This is a genomic window from Arthrobacter sp. 49Tsu3.1M3 (assembly GCF_900168135.1).
Lineage (GTDB): Bacteria > Actinomycetota > Actinomycetes > Actinomycetales > Micrococcaceae > Arthrobacter.
The window spans coordinates 1-26,590 of the sequence record NZ_FUZD01000029.1; the positions used below are offsets into that span (position 1 = coordinate 1).

Here is a 26,590-nt window from a genome sequence, read left to right on the forward strand (position 1 = left end):
CCGCCGCTGGACTTCCACGTCTCGGACTCCTACTTCGTGGTGGCGCACTTCCACTACGTGGTCTTCGGCACCGTCGTGTTCGCCATGTTCGCCGGGTTCTACTTCTGGTGGCCCAAGTGGACCGGGACGATGCTCAACGAGCGCCTCGGCAAGATCCACTTCTGGATGCTGTTCCTCGGCTTCCACGGCACCTTCCTGATCCAGCACTGGCTCGGCGTCGAGGGCATGCCCCGCCGCTACGCCGACTACATGCCGCAGGACAACTTCACGTGGATGAACCAGTTCTCCACCATTGCCTCCTATCTCTTGGGCGCCTCGCTGCTCCCGTTCTTCTGGAACGTCTACATCACCTGGCGCAAAGGCGAAAAAGTCACCGTTGATGACCCGTGGGGCTTCGGCGCCTCGCTGGAATGGGCCACGTCCTGCCCGCCCCCGCGCCACAACTTCACCTCCCTGCCCCGCATCCGCTCCGAACGTCCCGCCCTGGACCTGCACCACCCCGAACTCCAGATCCGCTCGCACGAGAGGACGGACTCGCCGGCAGCGGACGTTCTGGGCGCGGCGGACATCGGTCAAGAGGATCCCCGCGACCCGGACCCGGGCCGATGATGCCGGGACGGTGAGGAGATCCCCGACCGGCCCCGGGACCGCAAGGGGCAAGGCCATGGCTGACGTCATTGGCTTCCTGAAGGCCCGTATCGCCGGGAACGCCTCTGCCGCCCGCGCCACTGCTCAAGGCCCATGGGAACCGGGTGACGGCGGCAGGCCACTGGGGGCGCCGCTGTCGGCAGCCCCGGTCCTGGCGGAGTGCGCGCCAGGCGGAGGATCGTGGACAAACGTTCCGCTCCTGACCGACATCCCATCCCGGACGGGCGGAACCAGCCGGTACGTGCTTGTCCCGGGGCGCCGCTGGCGGCCATCTCGATCTGGAACGCCTCAAACAGAGCCCGGTGATCCAGCTGGCCCCGGTGATGTCCTCGATGGCAACCTGCACGTCGTCGACTGTGCCGTACATGTCCGGGTGGGCGTGGTGTTGGCCCTCGACAAGGGTTTTCCGGTCTCTTGACTCCATCGATCCGACTCCTTTGCCGCGGAAAAGGTTCACCAATTCAGGAGGCATGACTCCGGAGAACCCAGCGCGCAAAAATGGGTGGCTGCGCTGTTCAGAGGGGTTCGATTTTGCGTGCGGTTCCCTCGCTCTGAAGGCAGGCGTTGCTCCCAGAGGCGGGTGAAGAGTACAACTCGCTCGCATCAAAGGCGACTTCGAGAGCGACAGCGTGGCCGTCAGCAGTTCGGACAATGATGTCCCGCTCCGTGGCCTTCCACGGCTCGGAGAAAACTTCCACAATCGCCCATAGATCGGCAAGTGTCAGCTGCCTCGCCAGGCTGTACCGGAGGAACATCGGAGCCATGGCCCCTCCTCAAAACGGAATCGAAACCGGCCTCCCGCCCATATAACCGGCTATATGTATCACTAGTGGAGCAGACAATCGTGTGAATGACAAGGGGATTCTAGGTGAAAGAAAGCTCGGGCTGCGCCTTTGGCGCGTAGGAGCGAGCTGACCCTCATTTGTCACTAGTGGAGTAGACGACCCCGCGCCCAATTTGTGGCATGGTCTTCCCGCGTTGTGGTGATCTACATCGCATTTTGCTAAATGTCTCACTAGTGGAGCTGACAAACGTGTTTTATTCTAGTGGCATGAGGTGTGCCCATTAGACCTACCCAGACTTCGCCGGCCCGGCTGCAGCGTTGGCTGGAACGCCGCAAGCAGGTTGGATCGCGCATACGAGAGATCCGAACGTCGCAAGGATTGACTCAGATGTCGCTGGCACTTGAGGCAGGTCTCAGTCGCAACATGGTGATCGGCATCGAGTGGGGGGAAAAAAGCGTCGCCTACGAGCGTTTGTGGGACATAGCAGATGTTTTAGGGGTGAACATTCAGGAGCTGCTTTCGGACGATTCCAGCAGGTCGTCGAGCGAAGGTCACCGCCCCGGAAGCGCCAAGGGCAGTACGAAGTCAAAGCTGTCCGTCGACCCCGAAGCCAGGTGACAGCTGCACAGGGAGGGCCCGGGACTCCGCGCACGTAAGTCTTGAGAATCGCAGCCGTCAACGCTCCCGCGCAGGTCGCTTGCGGCCAGCAGTCAACGTTCTCGCCCAGGTCGCTTGCGTTCGGCGAGATCTTCTTCTGAGCTCTGTGCGCCACGTTTCCTTAGCGGGTGGTCGTCGTGTCTGTACTCCTTGCGCCTGGCTCGCTTACGTTCCGCCGGGGTTGTGTTTCAACATCCCAGCGCGGGCCGTAAATTCTCGGCAGCACTGCTCAGATGCGCAGGGGCCCGCTCATGCGCTGAAAATCCACTCGAAACCGCACGAAGCGTAAGCGGACAAGTTCGCCGTGGTGTGCCCCTGCTCCTGGCGGTCGGGGCACGAACCCCGGCTCTCCCGAAGCCTTTTAGCACTACGTCCGCAGAAAATCAAGGAGACAACTTTCGCTCTCGGTGTCCGTTTTTCGGCTGATCCAGGCGGCTCCTCGAGGAGACACCCGTTCTGTTCGAAATGTCAGGAGACACCCCCCACTTCCCGACAGAAGAGGTAATGAGGGGAATCGCGCTTGTCCCTTAAGGATTCGGGAGACAGCTTTGGGTTTCCGGTATGGCCGGACCCGGAGCTGTCTCCTCGGATCGCACCCTCAAAGGCGCTTGCCCTCCGGCGTCCGGCAGGACGTCGTCGCGTTATCAGCAGCAGATCGTCGCGTTAGCATTGGTCCCAACACGTCTGTCCAGGAGGGCACATGCCGTACATCGTTGACTTTGAGACCGTTTCTACCGTGGGCTTGGAATCATCTCCGGTCGCCGAGGCCCTCGCCGGCTTGCGCGCCAACGAGGCCCGCTATTACCGGAATAAGTACGGCCACGTCTTCACGGTGAGCCCCGCAAACGAAGTTCCTGACGTGGTTGACCGGGTGAGCCGGATCCTCCGCGACGAGCGCGAGATCGTGATCGGCTCCCGCCCGCTGGAGGCGACCGCCTTCGACGTCGACGGGCTGCGGATGGCCTATGTTTTTTACGAGTCGGGGCTGTCGGTCAACGTCATGTACAGCATCGAGGACGGCGGGAAGAGAGCGGTGGGGTTCAAACTTGCCTACGGCATGGAAGTTCCGGAGGAATTGGCGCCGCGCTTCAAGTTCGCCCGCCAAAAATCGAAGCTGGCCGGCGTTATTCGCGGCTCCTACTTCGTGATCAAGGGCGAGTACTGATCGGGCTCACCCCCGCATTCAGGGTGCGGGACGCAACCGGGCAATCCGGGCAGTGAGTTTCTGGGATTGGGGTTCCATATTTTCGACGTGATCATTAGCGGCGGCGGCCCGACGGGGATGATGCTGGCCAGCGAGTTGCGGCTGCACGACGTGGCCGTGCTCGTGCTGGAGAGGGACGCGGAACCGAGCCAGGCGGTCCGTTCGCTCGGCCTGCACCCGCGAAGCATCGAGATCATGGACCAGCGCGGGCTGCTGGACCGGTTCCTCGCCCACGGGCAGCAGTATCCCGGCGGCGTCGGTCGCTTCGCCGGAATCGACAAGCCTCCGCCGGTGAACCTGGACACCGCACACGGCTACATCCTGGGCATCCCCCAGCCCGTCACCGATCGCCTGCTGGCCGAGCGCGCCGGTGAGCTCGGCGCCCAGATCCGCCGCGGCTGCGAGGTGGCAGGGGTCGAGCAGGACGAGGACGCGGTGAGCGTCGAACTCGCTGACGGCACACGGCTGCGCTCGCGCTGGCTGGTCGGCTGCGACGGCGGACGCAGCCTGGTGCGCAGGCTGCTCGGCATCGGATTCCCCGGCGAGCCGGCCAAGACCGAGTGGCTCCTGGGTGAGGTGGAGGTGACCGCGGCGCCGGACCAGCTGGCCGAGGTGGCCGAGCAGGTGCGCAAAACCCACAAGGGGTTCGGCATAGGCCCCGCCGGAAACGGCCTGTACCGCGCCGTCGTGCCCGCGGCGGCCGTGGCCGAGGACCGCTCGGTCCCGCCGACCCTGGAGGAGTTCCGGACGCAGCTGCGGGCGTTCGCAGGCACCGACTTCGGCGTCCACTCACCACGCTCGCTGTCGCGTTTCAGCGACGCCACCCGGCTTGCCGAGCAATATCGGGTGGGCCGTATTCTGCTCGCCGGCGATGCGGCGCACGTCCACCCGCCGCTGGGAGGGCAGGGGCTGAACCTGGGCATCCAGGACGCCTTCAACCTCGGCTGGAAGCTCGCCGCCGAGGTCAAGGGATGGGCGCCGGACGGGCTGCTGGACAGCTATTACGCCGAGCGTCACCCGGTGGCCGAAGGCGTGCTGACCATCACCCGCGCCCAGAGCGAGCTGCTGTCCACCGAGCCCGGCCCGCAGGCCGTGCGGCGGCTGCTGAGCGATCTGATGGACTTCGAGGACGTCAGCCGTTTCCTGGCCGAGAAGATCACCGCGATCGGGATCCGCTACGACTTCGGCGAAGGACCCGAGCTGCTCGGCAGGCGACTGCGCGACATCCCTCTGTCGCGGGGCCGTCTGTACGAACTTACTCGCAAAGGCCGCGGGCTCCTGCTGGACCAGACCGGCGGACTCTCGATGGCAGGATGGGCGGATCGGGTCGACCACGTCGCGGACGCCAGCGGGGAACTGGACGCGCCCGCGGTCCTGCTCCGACCGGACGGCCACGTCGCATGGATCGGCGACGACCAGGACGATCTGCTCCACCACCTGCCGACATGGTTCGGGGCCGCCTCCGAGGGCGCCGGCGACGTTCACTACCGCCGCCCCTGACGCCGCGCCCGCCGTCAGGCAGCCTGCCAGGTCACGGGAAGCTGTTTCGCCCCGTAGACGATCATGCTTTCCATCCGCTCCAACTTTGCGTCGGGTTCTACCGCAAGCCCCGGCAGCCGTGAGAGCACGGCCGCCAGCGCGATCCTGGCCTCCAGCCGTGCCAGGGGCGCCCCCAGACAGAAATGGATGCCCTGCCCAAAGGCGAGGTGACGGTTGGGCGAGCGTTCGACGTCGAACTCGTCCGGGCTCGGGAACTGCTCCCCGTCGCGGTTCGCCGAGCCGATCCAGGCAATGATCGGCGAGCCTGCCGCAATGGTGCGGCCGCGCACGGTCGTGTCGACGGCTGAGAGCCGGTACATGGACTGGACGGGGGAGCGGTAGCGCAGCACCTCTTCGATGGCGTGCGGAAGCAGGGCGGGCTCGGCGACGAGGCGTTCCGCCGTGCCCGGCGATTCGGTGAAGCACAGCACCGCATTGCCGATCAGGTTGGTGGTGGTCTCGTTTCCCGCCACGAGCAACAGGCTGCAGAATCCGAGCAACTCGATGGGGCTGAGCTTCTGCCCGTCGATCTCGGCCGCGAGGAGCGCACTGATCAAATCGTTGCCCGGCCGGTGCCGCCGCTCCTCGATCATGCCCATGAAGTACTCCGTCATTTCCCGGTTGGCTGCCGTGTGGACGGAATCGTCGGCGCCCGGGCGGGTCTGGCTCACGATCACGTCGGACCACAGCTTGAACCGGTCCCGGTCCGAAGCCGGAATGCCCATGAGTTCGGCGATCACGATCACCGGAAGCGGATAGGCGAGCTGTTCGATCAGGTCCGTGGCGCCGCCGGCCACCACCGGCTCCAGCAACTCGTCGGTCAGTTCCGAGATGCGCGGGGCGAGCGCTTCGACTGCCCGCGGCGTGAACGCCTGCGTCACGAGCGAACGCAACTGGCGGTGCCGCGGCGGGTCCGTGTTGACCAGGCTGGCGGCGAAGAGCTGGCCCGTTTCGGAAGGGTTGTCCCCGCCCATCCGGGAAGAAAAAGTGGCGTGCTCGGACAGGACCCGCTGCACGTCGTCGTAGCGGAACACGTGCCAGACGCCGGTGTCCGGGTCCTGGAAAACGGGTTCCCTGTCCCGCATGGCAGCGTAGCGGGGAAACGGGTTCAACGGCTGCTCAAAATCCGGAAATGGCGCCATGGCTGGCCTTCCTGATGAGGCGGGCGGCCGTCGTTTCCTGGCACTGGACCAACTGCACGGGACGAACTGCGCTGGAGCAGGCATCCAACGGGGCGGGCCGGGTGGCCCCGTCAGATCCCACCCTAATACCGCGCGGCGGCCTTGGCACGGGGAATGTTGCTGCGCCGGCCGCCCCCGGGCACCGGCACGTTGACAAGGCGCCTGACGGCGGCGCCTAACGAAGGGGCCCCGGCTGCCGACAGTACGGAGGAGAACACCCTTCCCCTCACAGAGCAGAATCGGCCCATGATCGTCGTCACACGCCTCAACGGAACGCGCTTCGCGGTCAATCCGGACCTCATTGAACGCATCCACGAGAGCCCGGATACGCACTTGGTGACGCTCGACGGCGCCGCCTACGTGGTGCTCGAAAGCCTCGCCGAGGTGGTCGAGCTCATCGCGGAGTACCGGGCGTACATCCTGAGCAAGGCCCGGGACTTTCCGGCCATCACCGGCTATCCGCTCAGCCTGGTCCGGAGTGAAGACCCGGACGACGACCCCAACGACGACGGCGCCGGCCCCACGGCGCCCGCACAACCCAGAAAGTAACGATGGATCCCGCAACAGTCATTGGACTGCTCCTCGCCTTTGGCTCCGTTATCGCCATGGTGTCGCTCGAGGGCGCCAGCCTGTCGGCGTTGCTCCTGCCGGCCCCCATGATCCTGGTCTTCGGCGCCACGCTCGCGGTCGGGATCGCCGGAAACACCCTCAAAGACGTCGTCCAGGCCTTCAAAGCCCTTCCCAAGATGTTCCTCGGCAAAACCGCCAAGCCGCAGGAAAGCATTGACCAGATGGTCCGCTTCGCCGAAAAGGCGCGCAGCGAGGGCCTGCTGTCCCTGGAAGAGGAGGCGGCCAGCGTCAAAGACCCCTTCCTGGCCCGTGCCCTGCAGAACATCGCCGACGGCACCGACGCCGAGGACCTCCGGATGCTCATGGAGGACGAGATCGACTCCAAGTCCCGGAGCGATCACGCCAACTCCAAGTTCTTCGCGAGTCTCGGCGGCTATGCCCCCACCGTGGGCATCATCGGCACCGTGGTGTCCCTGACCCACGTCCTGGAAAACCTCTCCACGCCGGACCACCTCGGGCCGATGATCGCGGCAGCCTTCGTCGCCACCCTGTGGGGCCTGCTGTCCGCCAACTTCATCTGGCTTCCCTTCAGCGCCCGGATGGCCCGGCTCTCGGAACTGGACATCGAACGGATGACGCTGCTCATGGAAGGCATGCTGTCGGTCCAGTCCGGCGCCCAGCCGCTATTGCTCGCCGAACGGCTCCGCGCCATGGTCCCCGAGCACCAGCTCAAGGGCTCCGGCAAGAAGGCTGGCGCTGACAAGTCCGACAGGATGGACGAGGCAGCGTGAGCCCCAGGCGGCGCGGGCGGAAGAAGCCGGAAGAACACCACGTCGACGAACGCTGGATGGCGTCCTACATGGACATGGTCACCGTGCTGATGTGCATGTTCATCGTCCTCTTCGCGATGTCCACGGTGGACGCCAACAAGTTTGAAAAGCTCCGCAACTCCCTGGCCACGGGATTCGGCGCGGTCGCGACGGAAACGGTGGACACGGCGTCGGGCACTGTGGTGCCGCCGGAACTCGTGAAAGAGGACCTCGAGGCGTTCGCCGCCGTCAAGGGCGCGGCCACCGCATCCCCCGAGAACATGGCTGAAGCGATCAAGGAAGTGGACAAACTCAAGGCGCTGCAGCAGAAAATGCAGGCCGGCCTGGCGGCCGCCGGGCTGAGCGAGAACGTCGAGTTCCAGATCGACCAGCGCGGGCTGACGGTCAAGCTCGTCGGATCGCAGGCGTTCTTCGAACCTGACCGGCCCGAGCTCACCTCCCGGGCCTCCCGGGTGCTGCAGGTCATCTCACCGGTCCTCAAACCGGCAGGCATGGAAATCATGGTCGAGGGCCATGCCGCGAACGGCATCACGGCCTACCCCTCCACGTGGGAACTGTCCTCGGCGCGCGCCGTCAATGTCCTGCGGTACATGGTGGACCGCGGCGGCATAGCCCCCGGCACGATCGGTGCCGTCGCGTTCGGTTCTGCCCGCCAGGTCAACGACGACTCCACGCCGGCGCTCATGGAGCGGAACCGCCGGGTGGACATCGTGGTCATCTCCGACAAACCCGACGTCGTCCGGGCACTGATTCCGGAGGCCTTGAAACTCAGCGAGAAATAGCCGCTCCGGGCTACGGCGGATTGCCCGCGTTCCGTGGCCGCGTTCCCTGGCTCCATATTGCCCGCATTTTGCCTTCGGTATTTTGCCTTCGGCGGATTGCTTACGCCGCGTGTTCCCTTGCCGATAGTGGCAACCGTGAGTGTTCTGGATGAGCGGGAAGTGGCACGGGAGCGGACCGTCAGCGTCTATGACTTCCGCCGTCCTGCGACGCTCGCGCGCGAACACAGCCGGGTGCTGGAGCTCGCCTTCGAAACCTTCGCCCGCCAGTGGGGCACCCAGCTCACCGCCAAGGTCCGCGTCAAATCCGTGGTGCGCCTGGAAGACGTCAGCATGCTCAGCTATGACGAGTACGCCGCCTCGCTGCCCGCCGTCACCGCCATGGTCCTGTGCACCGTGGAGGCCCACGATTCCAAACTCGTGGTGCAGTTCCCCGGGCCGGCCGCCCTCGGCTGGGTCAACCGCATGCTCGGCGCCACCAACGATTCGCCCATGCCGGACCGCAAGTTCACCCAGATCGAGCAGGCGCTGATCAAGGGCCTGATGGATGAGGCCCTCGAAGACCTCGGCTATTCCCTGGGTCCGCTGCTCAGCGAGGCCGTCCGGGTGGACACCATCCAATACAACTCCCAGTTCGCCCAGGCCGCCGCACCCAGCGAACTGATGATCGTTGCCTCCTTCACCATGAGCGTCGGCGACGTCAATGCCCCCGCCACCCTGGCCGTTCCGGCGGGCATCCTGCTGGGACGGCTCAAGAAGGTCAACCCGACCGACTCCCGCGAAGACGCGGCCGCCCGCGTCAGCGCCCAACTGGAGCAGGTCCCGGTGGAACTGTCCGTACGGCTCTCGACGTCGTTCGTTACCCCGAGCCAGGTCCTGGGTCTCGCCGTCGGCGACGTTCTGACCCTGCCGCACCTGGAAAACCGGCCCTTTGACCTCACCCTGGACGGAACCCGGCTGGCCACTGCCGCCCCGGCCCGCAACGGCTCCCGGGCGGCCGCAGTAATTGTCACAATCGAGGAGAACCAACGATGAGCATCACCCTGACCAAGCACGAAATGTCGGCGGAACGGCTCGTCGAGGAACTGCCGAGCCCGGTGGCCCTGAAAGTTGTCGCGCTGGTGCCCGCCCGGTCCGCGGCGGCCTACGCCCGGCAGGCGGTCACGGCGACCTTCGTCGGCGCGGTAACCGCCGACCTCGCCCTCATGCTCAGCGACCGCACTTTCCTTGACGAGGCCGCCGGTGCGGGGTCCCAGCTGGGGCACGTCTCCGTGACCGACGTGCTGCGGCCCGCGATGGAAAGCGCCAGCTCGGTCTTCGGGGCCGGTGTCCTGTCCGACCTGCGTGAATCCGACGTCTCCGGGCTCCTCTCGGATCCCGACACGGCCGTCTTTGAACTCTCCGACGGCAGCAACGCCGCGGCTTGGTTTGCCGTCCGGCTCCGCGAACACAGCAACAGCCAGGAACGCGGCGGGGACCTGTTCGCCGGCGGAGACACCGTGGCCGGCAGGCTCGGCCGGATCAACAACATTGAAATGGCCCTGACCGTGGAGATCGGACGCACCCGCATGTCGGTCCGGGACGTGCTGTCGCTGGAACCGGGCAAGATCATCGAACTGGACCGCTCCGCCGGCGCCCCGGCCGACGTCCTGCTCAACGGCCGCCTGATCGCGCACGGCGAAGTAGTGGTCCTCGACCAGGACTACGCGGTGCGGATCACCCGGATCCTCGACGTGGCCGAGGGGCTCAGCTGAATGGACGCACTGATCCTCGGGCTGCGGGTAGTCGTGGCCCTGGGCGCGGTGCTTGGCCTCATGTGGTTCCTGCAGCACCGGCTGGGCAAGGGCACGGGACGGCGCCGGGCTGACCGCGCCTTGACGATCGTCAGCCGGCAGAGCCTCGGACAAAAAGCCTCCGTGGTGGTGGTCGACGCCGCCGGGCAGCGCTTCCTCCTGGGCGTCACCGAGCACGCCGTCAACGTCCTGCACACCGGGGACATCCCGCCCGAGCCCGAAGAAGTCGCGGTCCCCGGCACCAGCCGCGGCCTCGGCGATTTCGCCCGGATCCTTGCTGACGCCAGCCCGCTCGCCGGCAACCACTTCAGCAGCAAGGCCAAGGGCGCCGCTGACGGCGACGGTTTTGCGGACGGCGTCGTCGCCGACGATTTCGCCGACGACGATTTTGCCGACGGTCAGGACGGTGTCCGGGAGTTGCCGCCGTCCCGCCGCAGCTCCCTTCACCGGGGCTCCGCGGCCCGCGGCCACGCCGGCCGCGGCGGCGCGTCGGCCCATCCGCCGCTGCACGGCTCCATCCTGGCCGGCTCCACCTGGAAGCAGGCTGCCGCCGCGCTCAGGAGCGGACGCCGCAATTGATCTTCCCGCTACCCACCAGCACCACCCGCCCGCGAACAGCCGGCGCAAGACCCCTCAGGCTCCTGGCCCTGGGGCTCGCCGCCGTGCTCTTTGCCGTCCTCATGCTGTGGCTCAATGCCTCGGCAGGCCACGCCGCACCCATCGACCCTGTTGCGCCGGTCCCGCCGGCCGACCCTGCCAATCCGGGCGGCGGGAACGTCAGCATCCAGATCAACGGGATGGACGGGAAACCTTCCTCCGCTGTCCTGACCCTGATCAGCATCACCCTCCTGGCCGTTGCGCCCTCGCTGCTGCTGATGATGACGTCCTTCACCAAGATCTTCGTGGTCCTGGCAATGACCCGCAACGCGCTGTCCCTGCCCTCCATCCCGCCGAACCAGGTCCTGGCCGGGCTGGCTCTGTTCCTCTCAATCTTTGTGATGTGGCCCGTCATCAACGAGATGAACACCCTGGGGATCCAGCCCTACCTCAACGGCACACTGGACTTCAACGGCGCCGTCAGCGCCGCATCGGGTCCGCTGCAGCACTTCATGCTCGCCCACACGCGCGAGGAGGACATCGCCCTGATGTCCCGTGCCGCCGGAGCCGAGAACCCGGCCACTCCTGAGGCCGTCCCGCTGCAGACCCTCATCCCGGCGTTCATGATCTCCGAACTCCGTGCCGCGTTCATCATCGGCTTCGTCATCTTCATCCCGTTCCTCGTGATCGACCTCGTGGTGTCCGCGGCCCTGATGTCCATGGGCATGATGATGCTCCCGCCCGTCATGATCTCGCTGCCCTTCAAGATCCTGCTCTTCGTGCTCGTGGACGGCTGGGGCCTGATCATCACCGCGCTCATCCAGAGCTACGCGGGTTCAGGATGAACGCCAACGCAGTCCTGGACATCTGCCTCCAGGCCATGATCGTGGCCGCCAAGCTCTCCGCGCCCGTGCTGGTCACGGCGCTGGTGGTGGGCCTGGCCATCTCCCTGCTGCAGTCCATCACGCAGCTGCAGGAAGCCACCCTGTCCTTCGTGCCGAAAGCTGCCGCGGTGGCCGTGGCCCTGATTGTCTGCGGACACTGGATGATCTCGGAGATGGTGGGCTTCACCAACGACCTCTTCGCGAAGATTCCGTCCCTGCTCGGAGGCCTGTGAGGTGGGCATCCCCATCGACCCGGCCTGGCTTGAAGTCCTGCTGCTGGCCACGGTCCGGATGACCGCCTTCCTGGTCGTGGCGCCGCCCTTCTCGCACCACGCCATTCCCGGGCGCGTCAAGGCCATGCTGGGGCTGGGCCTGGGCCTGGCCGTGACGCAGCGCCTGGCCGGCGGCTACACGCCCCGGGATACCGCCGGATTCGTCACTGGGGTGGTCCTGGAGCTCGTCACCGGGCTGGTCCTGGGCTTCCTGGTCCTCGTCATCTTCTCCGCCATCCAGTCCGCCGGCAGCCTGATCGACCTTTTCAGCGGGTTCCAGATGGCCCAGGCCTACGACCCCCAAATGATGGTCAACGGCGCACAGTTCACCCGGCTCCTGCAGATGGCGGCGCTGGCCTTGCTCTTCGCCTCCGACGGCTACCAGTTGGTCATCACCGGCCTCACCGGCAGCTTTGCCGCCCTGCCGCTGGCCGGGGGGATCGACCTGGCACAGCCGGTGCAGGCCATGATCGCGGCGGTGTCCGGCATGTTCCTTGCCGCTGTGCAGATCGCCGGGCCCCTCCTGGTGGTCCTGTTCCTTGCCGACGTCGGCCTCGGTCTGCTGACCCGCGTGGCGCCGGCGTTGAATGCCTTCTCCCTCGGCTTCCCGCTGAAGATCCTTCTCACCCTGACGCTGGCCGGCTTCATGTTCCTGGCCCTGCCTCGACTCGTTTCCAGCCTCGCCGGGCAGGCGGCCAAAGCCGTGCTGGGGGTGGGCTGATGGCGGATTCACAGGAAAAGACCGAGCAAGCCACCGAGAAACGGATGCGGGAGGTCCGCTCCAAGGGCCAACTGTCCCGTTCCCAGGACCTCACCGCTTGGCTCGGCGTCGGCGCCGCCGCGCTGATGCTGCCCAGCACGGTGGACCGGGCCGCCAACGCCGCCACGGACCAGCTCTTCAGCATCCGCGGGATCGTGTCCGCCCCCGACCCCGGCAAAGCCGTCCGGGCGCTGGAAGCCGGCTTCGCGTCCATCGCCGGGATCGTCGGACCCCTGCTGGTCGTCGTGTTCCTGGCCGTCCTGGCCGGCTCGGCCCTCCAGGGCGGTGTCCACCTGAAGAAATTAAGGCTCGAATTCGAACACTTCAACCTGCTCGCCGGGGTCAAGCGGCTGTTCGGCGCGCAGGCCGTGTGGGGCGGCCTCAAGGCGCTGCTCAAGGCAAGCGTCGTGGGGCTGGTGCTCTACACCGTCGTGCAGGGACTCGTTCCGGTGCTGCTGACCGCCGGCGGACTGCCCGTCGCCGGGGTAGTGCAGGCCGCCGCCGGCGGGATAGCCGCCCTGGTCCAGTTCGCGGTGGCCGCCGGCATCGTGCTGGCCGCGGCCGACTTCTTCGTCGTGATGCGGCGCAACCGCAAGAAGACGCGGATGTCCAAGAAGGAAGTCCAGGACGAAAACAAGAACAGCGAGGGCGATCCGCTGATCCGCTCCCAGCGCCGGGCGCGCCAGATGGCCATGAGCCGCAACCGCATGATCGCGGCGATCGGGGACGCCGACGTCGTCCTGGTGAACCCCACGCACGTGGCGGTGGCCCTGAAATACGAGCCCGGAAAATCCGCGCCCCGCGTGGTTGCCAAGGGTGCCGGCCATGTTGCTGCGAGGATCAGGGAAGAGGCCGAGGAAAAGAACGTGCCCATGGTCCAGGACATCCCGTTGGCCAGGGCCCTCCACGGGGCCTGTGAGCTGGGGGACGAGATCCCGGTGGACTTCTACCGGGCGGTGGCCGGCGTCCTCGCGTTCGTCATGGCGCTCAAGGCCCGGGGCGCCGCCGCCGGGATGCACCGCATGACCCCCACGGTGGCCACCGTATGAAAAACGGCAGGCTCCACGCCGTGCAACACGGCACGAAAACTTCGGGAATCAGCGTCTGTGAAAGGACAGCACCATGAACAACAGGCTGAACCGGCTGGTGGTGCCCATCGGCATCGTGGGGATCGTGCTCCTGCTGGTGGTTCCCGTTCCCGCGCCGCTGCTCGACTTCCTCATCGTCTGCAACATCCTGCTGGCACTGCTGGTCCTGCTCACCAGCATGTTCGTCAAAAAGCCCTTGGATTTCTCGGTGTTCCCGTCCCTGCTGCTGGTGGCCACGCTGTTCCGGCTCGGCCTCAACGTCGCCTCCACCCGCCTGGTCCTGGGCAACGGATACGCCGGGCAGGTCATTGAAGCCTTCGGCAAGGTGACGGTGGGCGGCTCCATGATCATCGGCGCCGTCGTGTTCCTCATCCTCGTGGTGATCCAGTTCGTCGTGGTCACCAAGGGCGCCGAGCGCGTGGCCGAGGTGGGCGCGCGCTTCACCCTCGACGCCATGCCCGGCAAGCAGATGGCGATCGACGCCGACCTCAACGCCGGCCTCCTCACCGACACCCAGGCACGGGAGCGGCGGGCCGAAGTCTCTGCCGAGGCAGACTTCTACGGTGCCATGGACGGCGCCTCGAAGTTCGTCAAGGGCGACGCCATCGCGGGCATCATCATTATCATCATCAACTTCGTCGGGGGCATCGCCATCGGCATGGTCCAGCGCGGCCTGGAAATCGGCGACGCCCTGAACACCTACGGTCTGCTGACCATGGGCGACGGGCTCGTCACCCAGATCCCGGCGCTGCTCATGGCCGTCTCCACCGGCATGATTGTGACCCGGTCCAACGCCGAGTCCGACATGGGGCGGACGGCCTCCACCCAGCTGCTGCAGTCACCGAACGCCCTCATGATCGCCGGCGTCGCCGCCGTCGCCATGGCACTGATCCCCGGCATGCCCCCGATCCCGTTCGTCGTCGTCGGCGCCGGCCTGTTCATCGCCTCCCGCCGGACCGCGGCAAGCCAACAGCTGGCGGAAACGGCCCGGGAGGCTGAGTCGACCGCGCTGAACTTCCCGGAACAGGATCCAAACGAGAAGCTGCTGGAAGACATGCGCATCCACCCCGTGGAGATCCTACTCGCACCTGACCTCGTGGATATGGTCTCCGGCGCCTCCGATGACCTCCTGGCCCGGGTCCGGTCCCTGCGGCACAAGATCGCCATGGAACTGGGCCTGGTCATCCCGCCGGTGCGCACCCGGGACAGTGTGGACCTGCCGCCGGCGACCTACGCCATTCGGATTGCCGGCGTGGAAGCCGGCCGCGGCACGGCCCCCAGCGGCCAGATGCTCGCCCTGGGTGAGAACCTGGAATCGCTCCCGGGCCCGGCGATGATCGAGCCCGTGTTTGGGCTCGCCGGGAAGTGGATTCCGGGGGAGATGCGCCACAACGCCGAAATGACAGGCGCCACGGTGATCGACCGGGTCTCCGTCCTGGTCACCCACCTGTCCTCGATCGTCGCGGCGAACGCTGCCCGGCTGCTGTCCCGCGAGGACGTCCGCGTGCTGACCGAAGGTGTGCGCAAGCAGAGCCCCTCCGCCGTCGACGAACTGACCCCGGCACTGCTCTCCCTCGCCGAGCTGCAGCGCGTCCTCCAGGGCCTGCTGGATGAGCAGGTGCCGATCAACGACCTCGCCCGGATCTACGAGGCCCTCACGCTCCGCGCCAAGATTTCCACGGATCCGGAATCGCTCGTGGAAGCCGCCCGGCAGGCATTGGGCCCCGCCCTCACGGCCAAGTTCATGGACGGCGAGGTGCTCAACGTCATCATGATCGACCCCGTCCTGGAACAACACATGCTCGAGGACATGCGGCCCGCGGAGGGCGGCAGCCAGATCGTCATGGGGCAGGAACGGCTCGACGCCGTGCTGCGCTCCGTGCGGTCCGCCGTCGACGCCGCGGCCGCCGCCAACCGCCAGGCCGTGCTTGTCTGCGCACCCGCGCTCCGGCCCGCCATCCACCGCCTCGTCGGGGCGCAGCCGGGATCCGTGCCCGTGTTGTCCTACCGCGAGGTGACCTCCGCCAACGTCCGGATCGAAACAGTAGGAGTGGTGCGCCATGCCGAACCGCTATCGGCTTAAGGGAGCCTCGCTCGAGGAAATCCGCCGCAAGGCAGAACAGCTGTACGGTCCGGCGGCCCGGATCGTGTCCGCCGAACGCGTCAGCAGCCCCGGAATCGCCGGCCTCTTCGCCCAGGACCGCTACGAGGCCATGATCGAACTCCAGTCCAGGCACGAGGTCGTCACCGGCGAGGTAGTGCCGGACGCCGACATCCTGGCCGATTCCGACCCCATCACTGGTGGTCCCGCCGGGGAGACCGCCGCCGGGCCGGCTTCCGCGGGCACTGTTCCGGGCGCCGGGACCCCCGCCGGGAAGTACGACGCCGGAGCCGCGGCGGCAGCATCTGCTCCGCCGGTGGCCCGGACCGCCGGGCAGGCGGGCACGGCCGGAGGGCCGGCACGGCCCGCCGCCCCGTCCCATCACTTGCAGGGCGCCGCCATCGCCGCACTCCTGGAGGAAGCGGACGCCGCCGAGCTGAGCCTGCACCGGCCTGCTCCTGCCGGTGTATCCACCGAATCGCGGGACTTCGCCGAGCTGCTGGAACAGCTCGGCGCCGGACTCCGGACCCCGACGGAACCGCCCGCCGCCGCCGTTGGCGCGGCCGCCGTCGGGAGCGCCGTGCAACCAGCCGCCGCCGTCCTTGCCGGCGCCGCCGTGCAGCCGGCCGCCGTCGCGCCTGGCAGCGCCGTAAGTGCTCCGGCCCCGGCTCCGCTGACCGGCGTCGGCGATCTCGTGCTCCTGGTCGGACTGGGGGAGGACGCGATGGATACCGCCCTGGCCATGTCCATGGCCTCCGGGGGTGCCGATGTGCGCACCGCCGGTGAGCTCTCCGCCTACGGCCACCTGCACGTCGACGGACGCCAAAGTGCCACGGCGGCGCGCGCCCACGCCGTGGTGACGGAGCGTACCGTCCTGGTGGCGTTCGGACTGGGCAAAGCCCGCAACGCCCTGGCCCGGGTGCCGTCCCTGGCGGGGCTCTCGGCCGACCAGGTCTGGGTTGTGGTGGATGCCGGACGCAAGCACGAGGACACGGCACGCTGGGTCGGCGTGCTGACCGCCCAGCTCAACGTGACGGCGGTGGCGGTGGTCGGTGCCTCGGAGACCGGGTCGCCTGAAAGCGTCAATGGCTTGGGCCTTCCCGTGGGCTGGATCGACGGGCGCCCCTCCGGGCCAGACCCGACATGGCAGAACCGGCGCGAAGCGTACGATGCTCCCCGAGCTGAAGGGTAGATTGAGAGGATGCTGGTACTTACACGCAAGCCGGGCGAACAGATCATGATCGGCGACGGCATCGTCATCACTGTTCTGGAAGGCCGCGGCGACGGTGTTCGGATAGGCATCGAGGCGCCCCGCGGTGTGCCGATCCAGCGCCGGGAAGTCATCGAAGCCATCGCGGCGGCGAACCTCGCGGCGGCCGAAGCGGGCCCGGACGCCGAGGAAGCGCTGCGCGGCCTCATGCCGCCGCGCGCCACTCCCGCCGACGGCTGAGGACCCGCACCGGATCAGACGTGGTCCCCGCCGAGATACTGGGCCAGGAGCGGCTGGGCTGAACGCCGGACCACGGCCAGGGACCGCTCCAGGTTTCCGCTCGTGGTCAGCTGGTCCAGCAGCCCGGCCGTGCCCGCCGGGCTGGCGCGTCCCGGCATCGGGAGGCTCCGCAGCGCGTCCTCATTCACGCTGGAAGCCTCACCCAGCCGGGCCAGGAGTGCGTGCAGGGCGTCCAGATGCTCGCGCAGGATCTCGGGCCAGGGCCCGGCGGGCGCGGCCGCAACCAGTTCGACGAGCGTGGTCTGTGCCGGCAAGCCCCATTGGGCCGCCACGGCAGCAGATTCGACGCTGCGGGCCAAGGCTTCGAAGCGCAGTCGGTCCAGCACGGTTTCAATCTCGGAGGCCATGAAGTTCAGCCATTCCAGATTCCCGGCCACGACGTGCAGACGCTGCGTTTCCAGCCTGAAGAGGAGTAGCTCCAGCTGCCGCCGCTCCTGCCACAGTGCCGCGGAGAGATCACTTGCGCTCATGTGCCCCATTCTCTTTCCGCCCCGTGAATCACAGCTTCGGGGCGGTCACCGCATTTTTCGCACAGCTTTTCCCTGAGGGTACACGCAGATCTTGGAACAGGTGATAGGTTTCCTCCATGGGTGCTGCGCCCTACTTGCGAACGCTGACTCCTATGGGGGGAGCACCGGTCGGTTTTGGGTGCGGCTCTCGGCGTTTTAAGGGTCGAGGACCCTTCGGATCCGGTCTCATGGGGGGACACAGTATTGAATCGCGTGGAACGCAACGAGATGGTCACGCAGCACCTTCCGCTGGTGGGGTATCTCGTCTCAGATTTGTGCTCGAAGGCGTCACACCTTTCTCGCGATGATTTGGCGTCAGCAGGCGCTATTGCCCTGATTACCTCGGCCGATTCGTTCGATCCAGGCCTCGGGGTGCCGTTCGGCGCTTTCGCGCGCCGGCGCATCCTTGGCGCCTTCGCGGACGAGATGCGGGCCAGTGACTGGGCCACCCGATCCGCCCGCCGCCGGATCAAGGAAACCATGTCCGTGCAGGAAACCCTGGCGTCCGCCCTGGGCCGCACCCCCACAGTGGACGAGATCGCCTCTGCCCTGGGCGTCCAGCAGAGCGTTGTGGAGGCCGCGCTCGCGGATGCCTCGCGCACCTTGACGCCCCTCGACGAGGCCGTGGTGGACACCCTGGCCGCCGAAACCCTCACGCCGGAACACTCCGTCCTCGCGGACGAACGGCTCCAGTACCTGCGGGCCGCCGTGAAATCCCTCCCGGAACGGATGCGCTACGTGGTGGAGGAGATCTACTTCGGCGACCGCACGGTCAAAGACCTGGCCGCGGAACTCGGATCCACGCACGCAGCGGTGTCCCAGCAGCGTTCGGAGGCCATCCGGCTCATGCGCGACGGCCTGAGCGCCCACTACGCCGACGACCCCGAGCAGCCGTTCCAGCCCCAGTCCCGGATTACCCCGCGGCGGCGCAACGACTACCTCACCCAGCTGTCCGAATCCACCTCCGGCGGCATCACACGGGCCGTGTTCCCGCGTGGACCCATCCTCAACGAGGCCGTCTAAGCCGCCCGAAAAACGGTTAGTAAGCCAACTTAGTAAGCTGACCGAGAAATTCCTCCAGAAGCATCGCGGCCCGGCGCCGCGCTGCGGTAGCGTCGGAAGCATCGGCCGGGGTGCCAGCCATGGCATGCGCGGCCCGCACGGCACCGGTTCTATCGAGGAGGATTCATGAAAGCATCACCCACATTGACGACCAACCTGCAGGCTGTACTGGTGGACCTGATCGAACTCCACGTTCAGGGCAAGCAGGCACACTGGAACATCGTCGGGACCAACTTCAGGGACCTTCACCTCCAGCTGGATGAAATCATCGACGCCGCCCGGGGATTCGCGGATGACCTCGCCGAGCGCATGCGTGCCCTGCACGCCCTCCCGGACGGCAGAAGCTCCACGGTTTCCAAGTCCACCGCACTGGCCGAGTTCCCTAATGGCCTGATCAACACGAAGGACGCCATCGAGCGGATTGTCGCCGCGCTTGAGGCGGCCGTCGGCACCATGCGCAAGGTCCATGACGAAGTGGACGAGGAAGATCCCACCACCGCGGACCTGCTGCACGAGTTCATCGCCAAGTTTGAGCAGTACGCCTGGATGGTGAATGCCGAGACCATGCGGGCCACGGCCAGCGTGACCACCCCGGACAGTAAATAGCGACCGGCTCCCACCAGCCCCCCCAAGTAAACAGCAGCGTCCGGCGCCGGGTATCCTCCCGGCGCCGGACGCTGGTGTTTAAGGGCTGGAACCCCTTGACGCTGACGACGGCGTAGTGCTGGCGGCGGCGTGACGCTGACGACTGCCGCTGACCCTACTGGGCCTTCGGCACCGACCGCAGGACGACGGCGGCCAGGACGCAGGCGCCGGACATCAGAACCAGCGCAATTGACGCCGTGACGTGCACACCCGAGTCGAAGGCGGTGCGCGCGGCCGCCGTCACCGCCTCCGCCAGGGGCGCCGGAAGCATCCGGGCCAGATCCACAGCGCCGGCCAGGGTTTCACCGGCCTGGCTGGTAGCCGCGGCCGGGGCGAGTTCGGACACGCCCGCGGGAAGCCGGAGGTTGCCCTGGTAGGAGGCCGTCAGGATTGAGCCGAGAATGGCCGTGCCCAGCAGGGACCCCACTTCGTAGCCGGTCTCGGAGATGGCGGCGGCGGCCCCTGCCTTGTCGGCGGGCGCCGCGCCGAGGATCAGGTCATTGGAGATCGTCTCCGCGGCGCCCACCCCCAGGCAGAGCACCAGCAGGGCGGCCAGAAGCAGTGACGGGCCGTGGCTGTGGTCGCCGAATGCCACCAGGAAATAGCCCGCCGCGCTCAGCAGCAGACCGCCCGCCACCACAAAGCCCGGCCGCACCTTGCGCACCAGCGGGACCACGAGCAGCCCCGCTACGACTGTGGCGATGAGGGCCGGGACCATGGCGACGCCGGAAGCCGAGGGGGACTGGCCCTCCAGCAGCTGCAGGTGCTGGGCCAGGAAGAGGATGAAGCCGTTGAAGGAGAACAGCGCCAGGACGTTGGCCACAATGGCCGTACTGAAGATCCGGTTGCTAAACAGGCTGACGTCAAGCATTGGCGCGGTGCTGTGGTCTGTTCTGTGGCCCTTGGCCAGGTTGCGCTGGCGCCGGATGAACACATAGCCCATGAGCAGGCCGGTTCCGATGCTCGCGAAGGCCTCGGGAGCGGGCCCGTGGGTGGCGAGGGCTTTGATCCCGTAGACCACCGGCACCATGACCAGCAGGGACAGGGCAATGCTGGGCACGTCCACCCGGCCGGGCTTCGGATCGCGGGATTCCGGGATCAGCGCCGGGCCGAGCAGCAGCAGGGGCAGAATGATCGGCACCGCGACCAGCAGGACGGCGCCCCACCAGAAGTGTTCCACCAGCCAGCCGCCGACGATCGGGCCGAGGGCGGCGCCGCCGGAGAAGCCGGCGGCCCAGATCGCCACCGCCAGCCTGCGCCGGTTGGGCTGCGGAAAGATGTTCCGGATCAGCGACAGCGTGGACGGCATGAGCATGGCGCCGAACAGGCCCAGCCCGGCGCGGCCGGCGATCAGCCATTCAGCGCTCGGCGCGAACGCCGTCACAGCCGACACCGCGGCAAAGCCCGCGCTGCCCACGAACAGCAGGCGGCGCCGGCCGATCCTGTCGCCCAGGGAACCCATCGCGACCAGGAGTCCGGCCAGGACCAGGGGATAGGCATCGACGATCCAGAGCAGTTCGACGCCGGAGGCGTCCAGGCTGCTGGCGATGGCCGGCAGGGCGAACGTCAGGGCGGTGTTGTCCACGGCCACGAGCAGGACGGGGAACATCAGCAGGGCCAGCGCCACCCAGTCGCGCCACGGTGCCCGGGGGCCGGTGGCCGCCGGGGTGCGGGTGACGGCGGTGATCGATGGAATACTCATAAGACGTAACTATACCGTCTGGACGGTACAGTTAAGAAATGGGGGCCCGGACAGGCATGATGGGAGGCATGCCCAGGAAACCCGTCGCCCGTGAGGCCGTCCTCGATGCCTTCGAATCCCTGCTCATCGAGGTCGGTGAACGCGCCGCGACCCTGGACGCCGTCGCGCGCCGGGCCGGCGTTTCCAAGGGCGGCCTGCTCTACCACTTCCCGACCAAAGAGGCGATGATCGCGGTCCTGCTGGAACGGCTGGACCGGCTTCTGGCTGCGGATGTAGCGGCCATGGCGGCGGCCCCGGAAGGGGCGGCGGCGTACTTCATCAAGTCCTCGGTGTGGGCGGACACGCCCATGGACCGGGTTTTCGTGGCGGCCACGCGGCTCGCCGAGGTGGCGCACGGGGAAACCCTCCGCCGCTTCGCTGCCGGCCAGGCGAGTTGGCTGGAACTGCTGGCGGCCGACGTCGGGCCCGCCATGGCGAAGGCCGTCCTGTGCATGGGGGACGGGCTGTACTTCAACGCCATGCTGGCGCGGGGTCCCGGCGGGCCGCCGCCGGAAGTCGAGGCGGACGTCCAGAGCCTCCTGGCCGCCGTCGAGCGCCTGCGCGGCTGAACCCCCCGCCCCACCCCCACCCCCAAGCCCGCGCCGGCCCCACCCCCCCGCCGAAGTCGCCGGAAACGTTTGAGTACGCCGGAAAGTTACGGCGACTCCGGGCGTTTCCGGCGAATTCGCGCCGCCGGATTCGCCGCCGGGTGGCTCTCGGCCCGTAACCTGGGTCCGCCGCCGGGAGGGAGTTTGCGGACGCGCGCCCGGCATAGGACAATGAGAGCTGTGACTGTTGTCACCCCCAATTGAATACGCCTTTGATCTGCGGCGGGAGAGTCCTGCAAGCAAACTGATGCGGGCGCCGTAGGAGCAAATCCTCCCCAGGAATCTCTCAGGCCCATGTACCGCCGCGGCAAGGCATCTCTGGAAAGTAGCAGGCGTGTCCCTGACATGCTGTGCTCACCGACGGTGCAAGCGGAGCCCCTGAAACGCGGGCTGCGCGGAAACTCTCAGGTCCAATACAGAGCGGGGAGGAACCCGAATCAATGTGGCGTACCCTGCGCCGCCTGAGTTATGGAGTTCCTTGTGACTGTTACCCCAGCCTCCACGTCCTTCGTTGACCGGCACATCGGCGCGCGCCGCCAGGCCGACGTCGACGCCATGCTGAAGGCTGTCGGCTACGACACCGTCGACGCCCTGGTGGACACCGCCGTTCCGAAGGACATCCGCCAGGACTCCGACCTCGCGCTCGCCGCGGCCCTGAGCGAAGTCGAAGTCCTCGCCGAGCTGCGCAAGCTGGCGTCGAAGAACAAGACCGCCGTGCAGATGATCGGGCAGGGCTACTACGACACGCTCACCCCGCCGGTGATCCGCCGCAACATCCTCGAAGCACCGGCCTGGTACACCGCATACACGCCCTACCAGCCGGAGATCTCCCAGGGCCGGCTCGAGGCGCTGCTGAACTTCCAGACCATGGTCCAGGACCTCACCGCTCTGCCGGTCGCGAATGCTTCACTGCTGGATGAAGCCACGGCGGTTGCCGAGGCCGTGCTCCTGATGCGCAGAGCCAATAGGTCCGCAGGACAGAGCGCAGGTGCCCACGACGGCAAGACCGTCCTCGATGCCGACTGCCTGCCGCAGACCATCGCGATCGTCAAGGGCCGCGCCGAGGCCCTCGGCTTCGAGGTCGAGGTCGCCGACCTCTCCAAGGGCCTGCCCGACGGCGTCATCAACGGCGTCGTCCTGCAGCAGCCAGGCGTTTCCGGCCGCGTGTGGGACCAATCCGCCGTGATCTCCGCAGCGAAAGACCGGGGCGCGCTAGTCACTGTGGCCGCGGACCTGTTGGCCCTAACCCTCATCACCCCTCCGGGCGAGCAGGGGGCTGACATCGCCGTCGGCTCCACACAGCGCCTCGGCGTACCATTGTTCTTCGGCGGCCCGCACGCGGCCTACATGGCGGCCCGTCAGGGCATGGAACGCACGCTCCCGGGCCGAATTGTCGGCGTCTCCAAGGACAACACCGGCGTCCCCGCCTACCGCCTGGCCCTGCAGACCCGCGAGCAGCACATTCGCCGCGAAAAGGCCACCTCCAACATCTGCACCGCCCAGGCCCTGCTGGCTATCGTCTCCTCGATGTACGCCGTTTATCACGGCCCGGACGGCCTGAAGGCCATTGCCGAGACCATCCACAGCAACGCCCGGGCGCTCGCCGCCACGCTAGAGGCCGCCGGCTTGGAACTGGTTAGCGAAACCTTCTTCGACACAGTCGCTGTCCGTGTCCCGGGCAAGGCCGCGAAGGTCGTCGCGGCGGCAGAGGCCCGGGGTATCAACCTGCGCGGCATCGACGCCGACACGGTGGGTGTTTCCGTTGATGAGACGACGACGCCGGACGTTCTCGCCGCCGTGGCCGTCGCCTTTGGCGCCGGTCCGGTTGTCGAAGCCGAAGGCTTCGGCCTGGATGCCGCCGTCGAGCGCACCTCCGACTACCTCCAGCATCCGGTGTTCAACACGCACCGTTCCGAAACCCAGCTGCTGCGCTACATCCGCCGCCTCTCGGACCGCGACCTGGCCCTGGACCGCACCATGATCCCGCTGGGTTCGTGCACCATGAAGCTGAACGCCACCGCCGAGATGGAAGCCATCTCCTGGCCGGAATTCGCCTCCATCCACCCCTTCGCCCCGGAATCCCAGACCGCCGGCTGGCGCGAACTGATCGAGGACCTCGAAGGCCAGCTGACCGAGATCACCGGCTACGACCAGGTCTCCATCCAGCCCAACGCCGGTTCCCAGGGCGAGCTCGCCGGGCTGCTGGCCATCCGCGGCTACCACCTCTCCCGCGGTGACGAGCAGCGCAACATCTGCATCATCCCGGCCTCCGCGCACGGCACGAACGCGGCCTCCGCCGTGCTCGCCGGCATGAAGGTCGTCGTCGTCGCCACCGCCTCCGACGGCACGATCGACCACGCTGACCTCACCGCCAAGATCGAGCTGCACAAGGACGCCCTGTCCTGCATCATGATCACCTACCCGTCCACGCACGGGGTGTACGACGCCGACGTCCGCGAGGTCTGCGACGCTGTCCACGCCGCCGGCGGCCAGGTCTACATCGACGGCGCCAACCTCAACGCCCTCGTCGGCCTCGCCCAGCCGGGCCAGTTCGGCGGCGACGTCTCGCACCTGAACCTGCACAAGACCTTCTGCATCCCGCACGGCGGCGGCGGCCCCGGCGTCGGCCCGGTCGCAGCCAAGGCACACCTGGCACCGTTCATGCCGGGTGATGCGAACAATGACGCGGAGGGGAGTGGCGTTGCCATCTCCGCGTCGCGTTACGGCTCGGCCGGTGTCCTGCCGATCTCCTGGGCCTACGTGAAGCTCATGGGCGGCCGCGGGCTCACCGAAGCCACCAAGTCGGCCCTGCTCGCGGCCAACTATGTTGCGTCCCGGCTGGATGAGCATTTCCCGGTGCTCTACACCGGCGAAGCCGGCCTGGTGGCGCACGAGTGCATCCTGGACCTGCGCGAACTTACCGCCAAGACCGGAGTGACCGCCGAGGACGTGGCCAAGCGCCTGATCGACTACGGCTTCCACGCGCCCACGCTCGCGTTCCCGGTGGCCGGCACCTTGATGGTGGAGCCCACCGAATCCGAGGACCTGGTGGAGATCGACCGTTTCATCGAAGCGATGATCACCATCCGGAAGGAAATCGACCAGGTGGCCAACGGCGATTTCACCGTGGAGAACTCGCCGCTGCGCAACGCACCCCACACCGCAGCCGCCGTCGTTAGCTCAGATTGGAACCGCGCGTACCCGCGCGAGCAGGGGGCGTTTCCGGTCCCCCAGCTGAAGCAGGACAAGTACTTCCCGCCCGTCGGACGCATCGACGGCGCCGCCGGGGACCGCAACCTGATCTGCTCCTGCCCACCCCTCGAATCCTTCGAGGAAAGCACAGAAGCCTTCGAGGAAAGCACGGAATCCTTCGACGACAACACAGCAGCGTTCGAAAACTAAGGACTGACTCAATGATTGAGAACTACACCGCTCTTTACGAGCAGCACAAAAAAGCCGGCGCCTCCTTCACGGACTTCGGCGGCTGGCAGATGCCGCTGAAGTACGAATCGGAACTCGCCGAGCACCACGCTGTCCGCAACGCCGCGGGCCTGTTCGACCTCTCCCACATGGGCGAAGTCTGGGTCACCGGCCCGGACGCGGCCGTGTTCCTCGACTACGCCCTGGTCGGGAAGCTGTCTGCGATCGCTGTTGGCAAGGCCAAGTACTCGCTGATCTGCAACACCGACGGCGGCATCATCGACGACCTCATCACCTACCGTCGCGCTGAGGACAGGTACCTCGTGGTCCCCAACGCGGGCAACGCCAAGGTCGTGGCTGCGACGCTGGCTGATCGTGCCGGCTCCGGAAAAGAAGGCGGGTTCGACGTCACCGTCCAGGACGCCTCTGCCGAGACCTCGCTGATCGCCGTCCAAGGCCCCAACGCAGAAGCCATTCTGCTGACCCTTGTCCCAGCGGAGCAGCACGTCCTGGTCACCGAACTGAAGTACTACGCTGCGGTCGAGGTCCAGATCAACGGACAAGATCTGCTCCTCGCCCGCACCGGCTACACCGGCGAGGACGGTTTCGAGATCTACATCCCGAACGAGGACGCGGCAGGTCTCTGGGAAGCACTGCTGGATGCGGGCGAAGATTACGGCCTCATCCCGGCCGGCCTCGCGTCCCGCGACTCCCTGCGCCTCGAAGCCGGCATGCCGCTCTACGGCAACGAGCTCTCCCGCTACGTCAACGCCTACGCCGCCGGACTGGGCCCGGTTGTCTCGCTCGCGAAGGAAAGCGACTTTGTGGGCAAGGAGGCGCTGACGGCCATCAAGGCTGCCGGCGTCGGGTCGTCCATCGGCCCAAAACTCGTGGGACTCAAGGGCACGGGCCGTCGGGCAGCGCGGGCCCACTACTCCGTCCTCAAGAACGGATCGCTCATCGGCGAGGTGACTTCGGGTCAGCCGAGCCCGACGCTCGGTTACCCGGTAGCCCTGGCGTACGTCGACGTCGAAAACTCAGAACTGGGCACGATCGTCGATGTTGACCTGCGCGGCAAGGCAGAACCGTTCGAAGTGGTCGCGCTGCCGTTCTACAAGCGTCAAAAGTAAGTCCTGTCGGGTCGTCTTTGGTCCGAAGGGTCCGGGGTCAAACAAGCGTTACGAACTAGAAGAAAGAGGGATTTGAGATGAGCAAAGTAGTTGCTGAACTGAAGTATTCGGCTGAGCACGAGTGGGTTGCCTCTGATGGGGCCGGGCCTGTGGGTATTGGCATTTCCGCCGTGGCCACCGATGCCCTGGGCGACATTGTTTACGTGGACTTGCCCGAGGTCGGGTCGACGGTGACCGCGGGGGAGACCTGCGGCGAGGTTGAGTCGACCAAGTCGGT

General features: G+C 67.0%; 26 protein-coding genes and 1 riboswitch. Of the genes, 23 read left to right on the forward strand and 3 right to left on the reverse strand.

Annotation, left to right across the window (positions count from 1 at the left end):
* From B5X90_RS19705 to rox, 4 genes are all read left to right on the forward strand, one after another.
* On the forward strand, window positions 1–609 hold a 609-nt coding region (locus tag B5X90_RS19705), incomplete at its 5' end, for a cytochrome c oxidase subunit I (RefSeq protein WP_179129240.1).
* A 1,097-nt stretch (window positions 610–1,706) separates the two neighbouring features.
* Window positions 1,707–2,051: a helix-turn-helix domain-containing protein gene (locus B5X90_RS19715; RefSeq protein WP_143264836.1), complete on the forward strand. Its 345-nt coding sequence runs from the start codon at window positions 1,707–1,709 to the stop codon at window positions 2,049–2,051.
* A 739-nt stretch (window positions 2,052–2,790) separates the two neighbouring features.
* The gene (locus B5X90_RS19720) at window positions 2,791–3,255 is read left to right on the forward strand and encodes a phage tail protein (protein ID WP_079555603.1); all 465 of its coding nucleotides are present in this window, start codon (window positions 2,791–2,793) and stop codon (window positions 3,253–3,255) included.
* A 78-nt stretch (window positions 3,256–3,333) separates the two neighbouring features.
* Entirely contained in the window at window positions 3,334–4,794 is a 1,461-nt protein-coding gene (gene rox / locus B5X90_RS19725) for a rifampin monooxygenase (protein ID WP_079555621.1), read from the forward strand.
* A gap of 14 nt (window positions 4,795–4,808) precedes the next feature.
* Here rox and B5X90_RS19730 read toward each other — a convergent pair whose 3' ends face one another.
* The gene (locus B5X90_RS19730) at window positions 4,809–5,975 is read right to left on the reverse strand and encodes a cytochrome P450 (protein WP_079555604.1); all 1,167 of its coding nucleotides are present in this window, start codon (window positions 5,973–5,975) and stop codon (window positions 4,809–4,811) included.
* A gap of 285 nt (window positions 5,976–6,260) precedes the next feature.
* Between B5X90_RS19730 and B5X90_RS19735 the strand changes: the two genes are divergently transcribed.
* From B5X90_RS19735 to B5X90_RS19800, 13 genes are all read left to right on the forward strand, one after another.
* Window positions 6,261–6,563 (forward strand): flagellar FlbD family protein, encoded by a 303-nt coding sequence (locus B5X90_RS19735; protein ID WP_079555605.1) that lies wholly within the window; start codon window positions 6,261–6,263, stop codon window positions 6,561–6,563.
* 2 nt (window positions 6,564–6,565) lie between these two features.
* Window positions 6,566–7,375, forward strand: a complete 810-nt coding sequence (locus B5X90_RS19740) for a motility protein A (RefSeq protein ID WP_079555606.1) — start codon at window positions 6,566–6,568, stop codon at window positions 7,373–7,375.
* Window positions 7,372–8,196 carry an OmpA/MotB family protein gene (locus B5X90_RS19745; protein ID WP_079555607.1) on the forward strand — a complete coding sequence of 275 codons (825 nt, stop codon included), beginning with the start codon at window positions 7,372–7,374 and terminating at the stop codon, window positions 8,194–8,196. The genes B5X90_RS19740 and B5X90_RS19745 overlap by 4 nt, the downstream gene beginning before the upstream one ends.
* Before the next feature lie 135 nt (window positions 8,197–8,331).
* Window positions 8,332–9,228 carry a flagellar motor switch protein FliM gene (locus B5X90_RS19750; protein WP_223914317.1) on the forward strand — a complete coding sequence of 299 codons (897 nt, stop codon included), beginning with the start codon at window positions 8,332–8,334 and terminating at the stop codon, window positions 9,226–9,228.
* The gene (gene fliN / locus B5X90_RS19755) at window positions 9,225–9,947 is read left to right on the forward strand and encodes a flagellar motor switch protein FliN (protein ID WP_028277087.1); all 723 of its coding nucleotides are present in this window, start codon (window positions 9,225–9,227) and stop codon (window positions 9,945–9,947) included. Before B5X90_RS19750 ends, fliN begins: the two co-directional genes overlap by 4 nt.
* Window positions 9,948–10,565 (forward strand): flagellar biosynthetic protein FliO, encoded by a 618-nt coding sequence (gene fliO, locus B5X90_RS19760; protein ID WP_079555608.1) that lies wholly within the window; start codon window positions 9,948–9,950, stop codon window positions 10,563–10,565. It begins immediately after the preceding gene.
* The gene (gene fliP, locus B5X90_RS19765; RefSeq protein WP_079555609.1) at window positions 10,562–11,428 is read left to right on the forward strand and encodes a flagellar type III secretion system pore protein FliP; all 867 of its coding nucleotides are present in this window, start codon (window positions 10,562–10,564) and stop codon (window positions 11,426–11,428) included. Before fliO ends, fliP begins: the two co-directional genes overlap by 4 nt.
* The gene (gene fliQ / locus B5X90_RS19770; protein WP_079555610.1) at window positions 11,425–11,700 is read left to right on the forward strand and encodes a flagellar biosynthesis protein FliQ; all 276 of its coding nucleotides are present in this window, start codon (window positions 11,425–11,427) and stop codon (window positions 11,698–11,700) included. The genes fliP and fliQ overlap by 4 nt, the downstream gene beginning before the upstream one ends.
* Window position 11,701: 1 nt before the next feature.
* Window positions 11,702–12,460, forward strand: a complete 759-nt coding sequence (locus B5X90_RS19775) for a flagellar biosynthetic protein FliR (protein ID WP_028277089.1) — start codon at window positions 11,702–11,704, stop codon at window positions 12,458–12,460.
* Window positions 12,460–13,548 carry an EscU/YscU/HrcU family type III secretion system export apparatus switch protein gene (locus B5X90_RS19780; protein ID WP_079555611.1) on the forward strand — a complete coding sequence of 363 codons (1,089 nt, stop codon included), beginning with the start codon at window positions 12,460–12,462 and terminating at the stop codon, window positions 13,546–13,548. Before B5X90_RS19775 ends, B5X90_RS19780 begins: the two co-directional genes overlap by 1 nt.
* A 73-nt stretch (window positions 13,549–13,621) precedes the next feature.
* Window positions 13,622–15,670, forward strand: a complete 2,049-nt coding sequence (locus tag B5X90_RS19785; protein ID WP_079555612.1) for a flagellar biosynthesis protein FlhA — start codon at window positions 13,622–13,624, stop codon at window positions 15,668–15,670.
* Window positions 15,648–16,880, forward strand: a complete 1,233-nt coding sequence (locus B5X90_RS19795; protein ID WP_143264837.1) for a hypothetical protein — start codon at window positions 15,648–15,650, stop codon at window positions 16,878–16,880. The genes B5X90_RS19785 and B5X90_RS19795 overlap by 23 nt, the downstream gene beginning before the upstream one ends.
* A gap of 9 nt (window positions 16,881–16,889) precedes the next feature.
* Entirely contained in the window at window positions 16,890–17,138 is a 249-nt protein-coding gene (locus B5X90_RS19800; protein ID WP_026538957.1) for a carbon storage regulator, read from the forward strand.
* 14 nt (window positions 17,139–17,152) lie between these two features.
* Here the strand turns inward: B5X90_RS19800 and flgN are convergent, their stop codons facing one another.
* A complete protein-coding gene (flgN, locus tag B5X90_RS19805) occupies window positions 17,153–17,668 on the reverse strand; it encodes a flagellar export chaperone FlgN (protein WP_179129242.1) in 516 nt (171 codons plus the stop codon).
* A 243-nt stretch (window positions 17,669–17,911) separates the two neighbouring features.
* On the opposite strand from flgN, the gene B5X90_RS19810 reads away from it, so the two are divergent.
* Both B5X90_RS19810 and B5X90_RS19815 read left to right on the forward strand, forming a co-directional pair.
* Complete coding sequence (locus B5X90_RS19810; protein ID WP_026538956.1) at window positions 17,912–18,730, forward strand: sigma-70 family RNA polymerase sigma factor; 819 nt, start codon at window positions 17,912–17,914, stop codon at window positions 18,728–18,730.
* Between the two features lie 165 nt (window positions 18,731–18,895).
* The gene (locus B5X90_RS19815) at window positions 18,896–19,375 is read left to right on the forward strand and encodes a Dps family protein (protein WP_026538955.1); all 480 of its coding nucleotides are present in this window, start codon (window positions 18,896–18,898) and stop codon (window positions 19,373–19,375) included.
* Between the two features lie 154 nt (window positions 19,376–19,529).
* Here the strand turns inward: B5X90_RS19815 and B5X90_RS19820 are convergent, their stop codons facing one another.
* On the reverse strand, window positions 19,530–21,116 hold the full coding sequence (locus B5X90_RS19820) for an MFS transporter (protein ID WP_079555616.1): 1,587 nt from the start codon (window positions 21,114–21,116) through the stop codon (window positions 19,530–19,532).
* Between the two features lie 68 nt (window positions 21,117–21,184).
* Between B5X90_RS19820 and B5X90_RS19825 the strand changes: the two genes are divergently transcribed.
* The 4 genes from B5X90_RS19825 to B5X90_RS21335 all read left to right on the forward strand — a co-directional run.
* The gene (locus B5X90_RS19825) at window positions 21,185–21,724 is read left to right on the forward strand and encodes a TetR/AcrR family transcriptional regulator (protein ID WP_079555622.1); all 540 of its coding nucleotides are present in this window, start codon (window positions 21,185–21,187) and stop codon (window positions 21,722–21,724) included.
* Window positions 21,725–21,976: 252 nt separating this feature from the next.
* Window positions 21,977–22,075, forward strand: a riboswitch (glycine riboswitch).
* Window positions 22,076–22,231: 156 nt separating this feature from the next.
* A complete protein-coding gene (gene gcvP / locus B5X90_RS19830; protein WP_179129244.1) occupies window positions 22,232–25,165 on the forward strand; it encodes an aminomethyl-transferring glycine dehydrogenase in 2,934 nt (977 codons plus the stop codon).
* 11 nt (window positions 25,166–25,176) lie between these two features.
* The gene (gene gcvT, locus B5X90_RS19835; RefSeq protein ID WP_079555617.1) at window positions 25,177–26,313 is read left to right on the forward strand and encodes a glycine cleavage system aminomethyltransferase GcvT; all 1,137 of its coding nucleotides are present in this window, start codon (window positions 25,177–25,179) and stop codon (window positions 26,311–26,313) included.
* A gap of 77 nt (window positions 26,314–26,390) precedes the next feature.
* A partial coding sequence (locus B5X90_RS21335) for a glycine cleavage system protein H (RefSeq protein WP_372702903.1) occupies window positions 26,391–26,590 on the forward strand: 200 nt, incomplete at its 3' end.